This window comes from Mesorhizobium sp. M0208 (genome assembly GCF_040322015.1).
Lineage (GTDB): Bacteria > Pseudomonadota > Alphaproteobacteria > Rhizobiales > Rhizobiaceae > Mesorhizobium.
This window is the reverse complement of sequence record NZ_JAMYSP010000055.1, coordinates 20,355-29,768: the sequence shown is the minus strand read 5'-3', so window position 1 is coordinate 29,768 and position 9,414 is coordinate 20,355. Positions and strand designations below refer to the sequence as shown.

Annotated in this window: 7 protein-coding genes and 2 pseudogenes; 7 read left to right on the top strand and 2 right to left on the bottom strand. The window is 58.9% G+C overall.

All coding sequences use genetic code 11. The features are described 5' to 3' along the window. Positions 1–163: 163 nt before the first annotated feature. A complete protein-coding gene (locus NKJ17_RS31150) occupies positions 164–850 on the bottom strand; it encodes an isopentenyl transferase family protein (protein WP_352691550.1) in 687 nt (228 codons plus the stop codon). Positions 851–1,578: 728 nt separating this feature from the next. On the opposite strand from NKJ17_RS31150, the pseudogene NKJ17_RS31145 reads away from it, so the two are divergent. Beyond that, a pseudogene (locus tag NKJ17_RS31145) lies at positions 1,579–1,920 on the top strand (PIN domain-containing protein); the annotation flags it as partial. A gap of 227 nt (positions 1,921–2,147) precedes the next feature. Here NKJ17_RS31145 and hemN read toward each other — a convergent pair. Then, complete coding sequence (gene hemN, locus NKJ17_RS31140; RefSeq protein WP_352691549.1) at positions 2,148–3,488, bottom strand: oxygen-independent coproporphyrinogen III oxidase; 1,341 nt, start codon at positions 3,486–3,488, stop codon at positions 2,148–2,150. A gap of 1,045 nt (positions 3,489–4,533) precedes the next feature. Between hemN and NKJ17_RS31135 the strand changes: the two genes are divergently transcribed. From NKJ17_RS31135 to NKJ17_RS31110, 6 genes and pseudogenes are all read left to right on the top strand, one after another. After that, positions 4,534–5,691, top strand: coding sequence for a porin (locus NKJ17_RS31135; RefSeq protein WP_352691548.1), 1,158 nt, complete (start codon positions 4,534–4,536; stop codon positions 5,689–5,691). Between the two features lie 14 nt (positions 5,692–5,705). Next, a pseudogene (locus NKJ17_RS31130) lies at positions 5,706–5,915 on the top strand (bifunctional hydroxymethylpyrimidine kinase/phosphomethylpyrimidine kinase); the annotation flags it as partial. Positions 5,916–6,318: 403 nt separating this feature from the next. Further along, positions 6,319–7,851, top strand: a complete 1,533-nt coding sequence (locus tag NKJ17_RS31125) for a Fic family protein (protein WP_352691547.1) — start codon at positions 6,319–6,321, stop codon at positions 7,849–7,851. Between the two features lie 15 nt (positions 7,852–7,866). Beyond that, positions 7,867–7,989 (top strand): hypothetical protein, encoded by a 123-nt coding sequence (locus tag NKJ17_RS31120; protein WP_023679689.1) that lies wholly within the window; start codon positions 7,867–7,869, stop codon positions 7,987–7,989. 37 nt (positions 7,990–8,026) lie between these two features. Next, positions 8,027–8,764: a hypothetical protein gene (locus NKJ17_RS31115; protein WP_352691546.1), complete on the top strand. Its 738-nt coding sequence runs from the start codon at positions 8,027–8,029 to the stop codon at positions 8,762–8,764. A gap of 233 nt (positions 8,765–8,997) precedes the next feature. Further along, positions 8,998–9,399 carry a hypothetical protein gene (locus NKJ17_RS31110; RefSeq protein ID WP_352669529.1) on the top strand — a complete coding sequence of 134 codons (402 nt, stop codon included), beginning with the start codon at positions 8,998–9,000 and terminating at the stop codon, positions 9,397–9,399. Positions 9,400–9,414 lie beyond the last annotated feature (15 nt).

Sequence of the window (9,414 nt, the reverse complement as noted above, 5' to 3'; positions counted from 1 at the left end):
CACCGCGCTCGCGCAGCCGCCCCCAATCCGTTGTCCCCACTGCCGCAGAACCCTCTCCGCTAAAAATCTGCCAAAGTAGTGCTAGCTTGCTTCAGCAAACCACTTAGCGCAATTCTCAGGAGCTACCGTGCCCGCACCGCAGGCGAGGTCCGGGGAGGCTTGCTCACTCAGTTTGCCATTCTGGAAAGTCGCGTTCTTGCCAACGCGCATATTCGAGATATTCTCTCGCAATCGCCTCTACAAGATCTTGTTGGAGCTCTTTGCGAAGGCACGGCATTTCGCTGATTGCCAAGCTGTGCTCTCTCGCAAAATGAATGGCGCAACGATATCCGTCAAGGTCTTCCAAAGTGGGACGGACTGCATCTTCCTTCCACTGATCCGCAAGTTCCTGCAGCAATGAAGGTTGTCCTTCTCTTGTGACAAACATGTCTGTGACCCGACGCTTGGCTCTCTCCAGAAAGGCGTCCGAGTTGCCGAGCCGCAACCGCTTTACATGCCACCGAAAAGCGCCGTCCCAATGCTGACTTCGCGCCATTAAATTGAGAAGGGAGATCGAACCGCCTTCGAGGATGAGCCCCGGCTGGGAACTACGCTCATCCACTTGCATTATCAGCTTACGATGGGCGGTCTCGGCGTCGATGATGCCCGCGGTTAGCGGGCGCGAATCCAAGTAGATCCGCTGGGTAGATTGCAGTTCGGAATCCGAGGGACGCCCGCTGCCGGTGGCGATTTGAGGACAGCATTGTACACGATCCAGCGCAATGACCGGCCATCCGGTCTCTCGTGCAATTTGGATTGCCGCGTCTGTTTTGCCGCTGCAGGTCGGCCCGTAAATCAAATAGATTAGCATGTGTATGCCGCTTAGTTTATCGGAACTAACCGCCCCCAAGCACAAGATACTCGGTAGGCTTTCACCGGACTTGTCGCAAACATTTTGACAAGCGGCGATTATGCCCTGGACGCCATTTTCGAACTTTGTGAAGTCCGAAAGGCGCAAGCAGCTCGTTCTGGTCGTTCAGTCCAGTCACCAACGCCTCTGTTTGACGTTTGACGACGGTCCACTTTGCACATCTCATGCCGACTGTGACGCAACGCGGCACCGCAGGATGGTGACCTCGTTGTCTCCGGCAAAAGATCCTTGCGCGTCTTGGGTTAATCGAGGCGGCGGCGCACGGGTGCCTTATTGTCTCGGAACATGGCCAGGAAGGCGGCTGATCAACAAAAGTGGAAGACGGTGTCCCGACGACCTCACCGATTTGTGAGGCGACCGAGGATCTGCCCGACATCGTCGATCTCGTCCTCGAGGTGGGCCGTGTGCCGGCCGCGCCGCCAAAGCCTCCTCCCCTGCCGGTCCGGCTGGAAGCCTCGTCGAAACGGCACAGGAGTACACCAAAGCCGCCAGCGCGCAAACATACAGACCGCCGGCGCTAAGGATTGGCGCTTTTTGCGTGGCGTCCGCCCCGATCTTCCGGAAAGGGGAGCTGGCTGCTGTTTTCTGGGCACTCGCTGCGCATCGCCGCTGCGCAGCGCCGAACTGGACATCGAGCGGCTACGCGATGAACCGCATGGTCTGCCATTGTGAGGCTCTTGCTCGACACTAATGTCCTCTCCGAGGTGACGAGGCCGAGCCCTGACGCGCGCGTGCTGGAATGGATGGACGGGCTCGATGAAGACCGCTCATTTATCAGCGTTGTGTCGATCGCCGAGATCCGGCGCGGCGCTGCCCTCATGGACAAAGGTCGGAAACGTGACGCACTGGCCGGATGGCTCGCCCGGGACCTGCCGCAGCGCTTCGAGCCGAGAGTCCTGCCCGTGGACGAACTGGTTGCCCTGGCCTGGGGCGACCTGACGGGCCTCGCGAAGCGGCGTGGCCGCGGTCTGTCATCGATGGACGGGCTGATTGCAGCCACCGCGATTTCCTGACCCATCACATGGCGGGGATATTCATGCGCTGACGGCGAAACACCCAGATGCCCCGCACCTACCACGATCAATATGGAAACGCCTCGGTGGCAGCCACGAGGTCGATGTCATTGAAGATGAGATGAAATAGGCGGATCAGCTCTGCTTTTCGCATCCTTGACGCGCGCTTCATGACAGGCCTCGGCCAAGGGCGTCGGGTTTAGCTTCCGGTTGGATGCTTGCCCTCACCTGTGGCTATGCTTACGGCCATCCCGATCGAGAAAAGCATCGAACGCGGCAGCGACAGCGCGAATTACAAAGCGATGCTCCCGCCGTACGCGGACAAAACCGTTTTCGAAGTCCACTATCCCGTCCTCGGCCAGCATCGCCAAGCGTTCAGCTGAATCGAGAAGACGGATCGGATCAGATCCGTGGGCGGCACAGATTGCCTGCACATCGGCCTCGAGATCGCACATTAGTCGCTCGATAATTGCGGCTCGCACGCGGTCGTCGTCGGTGAGGCGATAGCCCTTTGACGTCGCCAGACGGCCAGCTGCGATGTGCTGGATGTAGGAATCCCGTGTAACTTCGTTTTGGACGTACCCCTCGCCGACGCGGCCGATAGCCGACGCGCCGAAACCGATCAGGGTTCTGCAGGTGGTGGCCGAGTAGCCCAGCGAGTTACGCCGCAGGCGACCCGTTTTCTGTGCCAGCGCGAGCTCGTCGTCCGGCAAGGCGAAATGGTCGAGTCCGATCTCGCGGTAGCCGGCGGCAATCAGCGTCGCGGCCACGGCCGCATACTGTTCAGCGCGGGCAGCGCTGCCCGGAAGAACTGCCGCCTCGATGAGGCGCTGATTCTTTATAAGCGACGGGATGTGCGCATAGCCGAACACCGCAAGCCGGTCGGGGCGCATTGCGACCGCCGCCCTCGCGGTCTCGACGCAGGACTGCACCGTTTGATGCGGGAGACCGAAGATGAGGTCGAAGTTGATGCGGCTTACTCCATGCCGGCGCAGCATTTCCACGGCAGCCGACGTCTGCGCCTCACTCTGAACCCGGTTGATTGCTTTTTGAACAATGGGATCGAAGCTCTGCACGCCGAGACTCACACGGTTCACGCCGGCTGCTCCTAAGGCCTCGGCCATCTCGGCCGTGAACGTGCGCGGATCAATCTCGACGGCAACCGTGGCTGTTTTCGTGAGAGCGAAGCGGCGTCGCAGGAACTCCATCAGAGCCAGGAACTCGGCTGGTCCTATGAGAGACGGCGTTCCGCCGCCGAAATGCATGTCGCTCACGGGCAGCGTCTGCGGCGCTCGCTCCGAGACCAAACGGATCTCGTCACGCAGGGCCGCCAGATAGTTGAGGATCGGCGCATCATGGCGGGTGATGGTGGTGGGGAAGCCACAATACCAGCAAGCTGATCGGCAGAACGGAACGTGGAAATAGAGCGACACCGGATCGTCAGCCGGCAGGTTCCTGAGCCATTCCTCATAAGCCTCGGCGCCGACCGCCCCAGAGAACTCTGACACAGTCGGATAGATAGTGTACCAAGGCAGGCCGGCCTCGCGATATTTTGTGGTCTGCAACAGTTACCGTCCCATGCTGATAACCGCCAACCTTACCGCTGCGCTCGCCTGTGTCTTTGCGCTATGTCAGTCCGTTCCGCTTTGGCCTCGAAACTTGTATTTCTCAGCAATAGCGGCCGTTCAGTCTTGGCTGGAAGGTCAGCGACTGGCCATGGCTGTTCCCGCCGCGACCCTCACGCGCACCGTTTGGTTCCACCATCCCTTCCCTTCAGCCTGCGCCTGGTCGAGTAGATTCTGCTGAGCGCGGCTGCCGCATCCAACGAGATAACACGGCGTTGGGACCAGACTTTGCTCGCCAGCTAGCGCAGCCCCATAGTGATCTCTGGCATCTCGATGAGCTCGTTGTGTGAATTGCTGGCAAGAAGCATTAGCTGTGGCGCGCCGTCTATCAGGACGAGAGGCTGCTCGACGCGACCGTCAGGTCGGCCGCAATGCCAAGGCCGGCGCGCCTACTGACTCCGTGGTGGAGGCAAGGCTGCGCGTCAGCGCGTGATTACCGATCATCGCGCTCGCCAAAATGACGGCGTCGTACCGAGCGGTGCCGCCGCGGGATGTCTCAACGTCGGGGCTCACAGCAAACAAAGCTGTCGCCATTGAACGAAACTGTCGCGAAGCGAACAGACGAACCGTAGCCGAAACGTTTGCCGTTCGTGCTTGGGTTGATCCGCAAGGCAAAAAGGAAGGAAGAGCGAACCAAGGTCCGCCGGCACACTTGAGCTTCAAGCCGCAGCTGCGTCGTCAGGATGGCACGTCATTTGCAGTAGAAGCCTTTGTGACGGCCCGCCCACAACTAGCGGAGATGACGGGGATGATTTGTACTGAAATGTTGGATGGCGTCGTTTCGGCGATTATTATATTTGTAATAACAATCGCATATTTGTAACAATAACGCCCAATCATATTCTCAATTTCTGATGAATATCTGGCGTGACGAGCGCATCAAACTGCCTCAAATTTCAACTCAATGCGCATCGTTATCACTGTTTCCTTAGCAAGAGTTCATCACTGACGTCCATTCCTTTTACTCTTTGAACGGGGATCAACAATGAACATTAGGAGCCTCCTCCTCGGCTCAACTGCGGCACTGATTGCCGTTTCCGACGCTCACGCCGTGACCGCCGTTGCCGAGCCTGACCCGACTGAGTACGTTAAAGTCTGCGACGTCTACGGCTCGGGCTACGTCTACATTTCAGGCACTGAGACCTGCGTGCGCATCGGCGGCTATGTCCGTTACGACGTCGGCTTGGGCCATGTCGGATTGGTTGATCACGCAAGAACCTCGGATGTGAGGACTGGTGAGCATCAGGGCACATGGCAAAACAACACGCGCTTCACATTGAAAACTTGGACCGGCCAGGAGACCGAACTCGGCACGTTGAAGACCTACACCGAAACCCGCATGAACTTCGGCAACCGCCACACTTCGGTTTCGGACAGTTCTCGGTCCTATGCCTTCAACGGAGACAGCACCTTGACTTTCGCCTGGATTCAGCTTGGTGGCCTCCGAGTTGGTAAGGACTGGTCGGCCTTCGACATGTTTATTGGCGGCGCGGGTGACGTACTCAACCAGACGCCGGTTCCGTACGGCGCTTTCGATACCAATGTGGTTCAGTACTACTTCGACGCCGGGAACGGCTTTTCGGCCGTGGTTTCGCTCGAAGAAGGCTCGGGCGTGGTCGGCACAATCGACAGCTACGCACCGCACGTAGTCGGCGGCTTGAAATACACACATGGCTGGGGCGCGATCACCGGCGTTGCCGCTTATGATAGCAACTACGAATCGGTGGCCGCCAAGGTCCGTGTCGACATCAATGTCACCAACGAACTGTTGCTGTTCGGAATGCTCGGCTACGGTTCCAACGGCAAGCTCAACGACGACTCCACGAACGCCATCGACGCTCATGGTCGCGGCTTCTATAAGAGTTGGGGCGGGAACTGGGCTTTCTGGGCTGGCGCCACTTACAAGCTCAACGAGACAACTTCGTTCAACCTTCAGCTCTCCGGTGATCAGCTCAAGAACCATGGTGTCGCTGCAAACGTCGCCTATGCGTTTCTTCCAGATTTCACAGTTACGGCGGAACTCGACTATGGCCGCTACGGCAACTTCGCCGTCGGCAAGGTGGACGCTTCCAACGTGAACTGGACCAACGCCAACAAGAAGAGCAGTGTCGGCGGAATCCTGCGTTTCGAACGCTCATTCTAACGGATGAAAGGGCGCTGAGGCAGGCATCGCATGTACTTGTCGTCGGCGGATCGGACTCCAGTGGGGGTGCCGGAATCGCGCGCGATATCGAGACGCTCTCCTCCATGGGCGTGCGCAGCTGCCTTGCCGTCACTGCGGTGACGGTGCAAACACACGACAGCGTCACGGACATCCTTCATCTGCAACCCGGTCTGGTGGCCGATCAGATGCGTGCAGCGATCTCGCGGGCGTCGCGGCGTAGTGAGCGCGGGCGCGGCCGTGATGATCGTGGCGGGAGGGAGAGGTAAGGAGCGTCTTTCCTTTGAGAATTCGCGTTTACGGGTACCCACGATGCACAACGGGCGAGTTTTTCAAAGAGGCGCGTCCTCCTTCGAAGCGCTTCGGAGGGCCAGGCTCTAGGCTCGCCCCGAGCCCCTGCGTAGCCTGCGGGGGAGCTGGGTCTCGGCCCATCCGGGTAACGATCCTTCGCGCGGCTATGGAAACGATCGCATTTGCCGATTATCGCATAAAAAACTTGTTATCGCACGACTTAAAAAACTTGCAAATCCACAGCATCATTGACTTGTCGCCTATCAGCACTATATACTTGTAATCGCACAGCTCTAAAAAAGTTGCAAAGGCACGGCCATGGCCAAGCCCCATGAAAAACTCGCTCTATCACTGGCCGTCCTCAAAGAGCTGCAGGAGGGTGGGCGGCGCATATTCAAATCAGATGAGCTGACCCGCGTCCACCGGGAGCGGCTGCTGCAGAACGGGTTCCTGCGCGATGTTATCAAAGGCTGGCTCATATCGACCGGCCCGCAGGCACGGCAGCAAGACACCACCCCTTGGTACGCGAGCTTCTGGGAGTTCTGCTCCCTTTACTGCAATGACCGGTTCGGCAAGGACTGGTTCCTCTCACCGGAGCAGTCGCTGCTTCTGCACGCGGAAGCGCCCACTATTCCGCCTCAGGTGGTGGTGAACACCCCCAAAGGCACGAATAACAAAATCGACCTGCTGTTCGGCACTTCGCTCTATGACCTCAAGGTCAAGGAGATGCCGGCCGAACTGACAGAGAAAAACGGCCAGCGCGTGTTCACTGTCGAGGCCGCCCTTACCCGGGTGCCGGAAGCGTTCTTCCAGCGCGCCCCTATCGAGATGCAGATCGCCATGGCGTCGGTGCGCGACGTATCAACCGTTCTGGCCCTGCTGCTTGATGGCGGCCATTCCGCCGTGGCGGGACGGCTTGCGGGGGCCTTCCGTCGCGTAGGACGCGACTCCTTTGCCGATGAAATCGTGGCCGCCTTCAAAGCCGCCGGCTATGACGTGCGCGAATCCGATCCGTTCGCGGGACAAATTGGAGTGACAACTATTGCGGCGGGCGTACCGCCGTTGGTCGTCCGCCTGCGCGCGATCTGGCAATCGCAGCGCGAAGCCATCATCGAGATATTCCCGAAGGCACCCGGACTGCCGTCCGACAAAGACGCCTATATGAAGTTCGTCGAGGATATCTACGAAAGCGACGCCTACCATTCGCTGTCGATAGAAGGGTACAGCGTCACCCCGGAACTCATCGACCGGGTGCGCGAGGGGAGCTGGAATCCGGAGATTGATGAAGAGGACCGCAAGAACCGAGATGCGCTTGCCGCGCGTGGCTACTACCTCGCATTCCAGAAGGTCAAAGACTCTGTTGCCGCGATCATCAACGGCAAGCCAGCCGGCGCGTTGACGCGGGACACTCACCGGGAGTGGTACCGGGAGCTGTTCGCGCCGTCAGTGACCGCCGGCATCCTCAAAGCCAGCGCGCTTGCGGGATATCGCAATCACCCTGTGTACCTGCGGGGCTCGCAGCAGGTGCCGCCGCGTACCGAAGCGGTGGCCGATGGTATGAATGAGCTGTTCGACCTGCTGGAGGCGGAGAAGGAGGCCTCCGTGCGTGCCGTGCTGGGGCATTGGCTTGTGGGCTATGTGCACCCCTATCCGGACGGCAACGGACGAATGGCGCGGTTCCTCATGAACGCGATGCTGGCTTCAGGCGGTTACCCCTGGACAGTCGTCAGAGTCGATGACCGGAAGGCCTACCTCGCAGGGCTGGAGGAGGCGCGCGGCAATATGAATGTGAAAACGTTCGCCGCCTTTCTCGCCGAACGGGTGAAGTGGTCTATGGAGAAGGCGGCGTGAGGTCGGTGGTGTGCCATGTTTAACTTGCTTGTCTCGGGCCACGGCGAGTGGTGGGAAACGCCGCCGTTCACGTCAACCATTGACCGGTTCAAGGAATCTAGCGGCGCCGAGGCCGAGGCTATCGACCTCGCGCCCTGAAACATTGCGCCGGCTGGAGGAAATCCCGGCGCTTTTGATGTACGAAGTCGGGGCGGGAGGCCCGCACGCGCGCGTGGTCCGGCACAGCCGCATACGCAATATCGTTCGGCGCGGACACGAACTGGCCTTCACCTTCGAGCCCGATCCGAAACATGCCTTTCTCGACCGGTCAGCGGTGTTGAGAATTGCGGACCGGCTGGGCATTCAACAGTTCGAACAGCACCGTACGCACTGGGCGATCAAGGATGGTGACATTCCGGCCGAGCTGATTGCCACCAGCACCGCTGAACGGGCGCAGCGCACCATTGCCGTGGTTGCGGCAGAATATGTAGAAGCGCGCCGCGAGGGACGAAGGAGAGAAGCTGCCGAGCTGGCCGAAGAACTGGAGGATTTTCCTCCCTCGCTGGAGAAAGCACTGTCGCTCGTGCCGGCGCGTATCCTTCAGCAGCCGACACCCGAATTATACCCGATCCTTGGGATAGAGCCCCGCACGCCCGAAGGCCGCAAGGCCGTCGTGGCCGTCGTCGCAAGGGATCACAATGGGCAGGACTTGCCTGCCGACTGGTCTTATTCGCTGGCGTGGTTCCTGGACCTTTACGGCAGCGCGACGAAAGCGGGGCGCCTTGACGGCGCGCTGGCCGAATGCGCAACGCATGTGATCGCGCTCGGCACTGGCGAGGGAGAAGCCGCCGCCCCGGTTGAAGATATCGGCTACGCACTCTGGCTCTGTTCGCGAAGCCCGAAACTTATCGGCGATCTGGCCGGGAATCGCTGAGATAGCGCAGGAGGTTTTGTCGCTTACCAAAATCAACTGGAACTCGACCCAGATCAACCAGAAGCTTCCCATTCCCATTCTAGCAGCCAGAAGAGTGGGTGAGCTCTTTAAATATCTATCCGAGGAATCGATAAGCTCAGACTATCTCGCAAGTATACATATTTTTTTGTTATAGAGTCTGCTCGGCTGCAGGCAAAGAGCCAGGATAAACTTCAGCACGAAAGCAGAATTGAATGAAGGTGGGCTACATGGAGTTCTCATTTGGGTATGCCTTCACCGAAAACCTTATCCGGTCATCGTCAGCCGCACCTGTAGGCGCGCCGGTCTTTCCAAACCTCATACAGGAGGGGCATTCTGGCTTTGACATCCGCATCAATTTCCCAGGGGTTCCGCTGTTTTTCCAGTACAAGCTTCCGGAGCTGATGAAGCGAGGAACTGCCTTTGAGGTTGCGAGCGGACATTGTCCCGGTTTGTCGATACCATTTTTTCGGATTGCGATGATGCGCAGGGATGTGTCGCGTCAGCATGAACTGCTTCTTCGGTTTGAGGCGCGCTATCCGTCAAACGTCTTCTATGCGGCTCCTTGTATCGCAAACATCAGCGATTTCGACCGCTCTTATTTGGAGCAACCGTAGCACGGCAGTCCATTT